1 protein-coding gene is annotated in these 1400 nt (G+C 50.8%); it reads left to right on the top strand.

The genetic code is table 11. The features are described from left to right. Positions 1-59: 59 nt before the first annotated feature. Positions 60-1400 (top strand): AIPR family protein (locus AC1DOC_RS33600; protein WP_478131562.1); only part of this gene is annotated, 1341 nt, incomplete at its 3' end.

The raw sequence follows: 1400 nt of genomic DNA, 5'->3' as shown, positions 1-1400 counted from the left end.
GGCCAACATTCCAGCAAGCTCCCTTAGACGCGATGCTTGCTTCAGCTCCCTTAGACGCGATGCTTGCTTCGGTACAAGAGCTTTTCGACTTATCCAAACCAAACTCCGAACTCTCGTGCAGAGACATGTTTGTCGCTGCATTTCGCCAGTTGTCCCTGCATCGACCGTTGCTGGCTTTCAACGTGATCTATGCATGCAGAGGCGAGTCCTCAATGCTCGGAGAAAGCATACAGGCGCGCGCCAACCAGTTGACCGACCTTTTGAACTCATATTTCAGCGGTGCCACCGCAGAATTTTCGTCATTGGGATCAACCGAACTTGTGGAGTTATATCGCCAAGTTAAAAGCTTCGCGTTAGATCTTCCTGTGCAGGAATGTTTGACAGCGGGAAACGAAGGATATGTTGTCCTATCGAGACTTAATGACTACTGCGAATTTGTCCAAGACGAAAAGGGTAAATTACGCCGCTACCTGTTCGACTCGAATGTCCGTGCATTCTTGGGCGCCAATCTAGTAAACGCCGACATTGCCGAGACTCTCGCTGGTGAAGGCGGACCGAATTTCTGGTGGCTAAACAACGGCGTAACGATTCTGGCAACGAGCGCGTCCCTAGTCGGCAAAACCCTGAAGCTCAGGGATATCCAAATAGTTAACGGCCTGCAGACGACTGAATCGGTTCACAGGCACTTTTCACGCGTCTCCAAAGTTCAAGCAGAGAATCGCAGTTTGCTAGTCAAAGTGATTGTTTCTGGGGACGACGGCGTACGCGACCAGGTTATTCGGGCAACGAACAATCAGAGTACGGTGGAACCGGCAGCGCTGCATGCAACCGACAGAATTCAACGAAATATCGAAGAAATACTCTTACGCCACGACTGGTATTACGAGAGGCGGACGAATTTCCACAAAAACGAAGGTCGATCCGAAGCGCGCATAATTTCACCTTTGGCACTTGCATCCGGGGCTGTCGCCCTTTTGCTGCGGAATCCGGCGAAATCATCGAAATTGCGTCAGAAGCACCTGCGCACTACGGAAGCTTATGGCGCTGTGTACGCCGACCATTTTCCGCTGAAGGCTTGGCCAACGGTCGCACACCTCATACGCGCTGCGGAAAACGCCATTGTTCGAAAATTCAGAGCAAAAAATGGAGCCCATGGGCAACCACTGTCTGCGTGGAGAGGCACTGTCGCATTTTTTACCATGGCGAGGTTGAGTGGCACATTAAGCTTCGATCACCAAAATCTGACTACTGTTGACCTTTCGATTGCCACCGATGCGTATGTAGATGAATGCTTGGAAATTTGCATAAGTGGAACTTCAAAATATAGAGGGCACCGTCTGGGCCAGGATGACCTAAACGCCATCGCTGAAGTGGATGACCTAAACGCCATCGCTGAAGTG

The sequence above is a fragment of the Variovorax sp. 01T439_2 genome, from assembly GCF_056398445.1.
The sequence above is the reverse complement of the archived record's forward strand: the minus strand, read 5'-3'. Positions and strand labels throughout refer to the sequence as shown.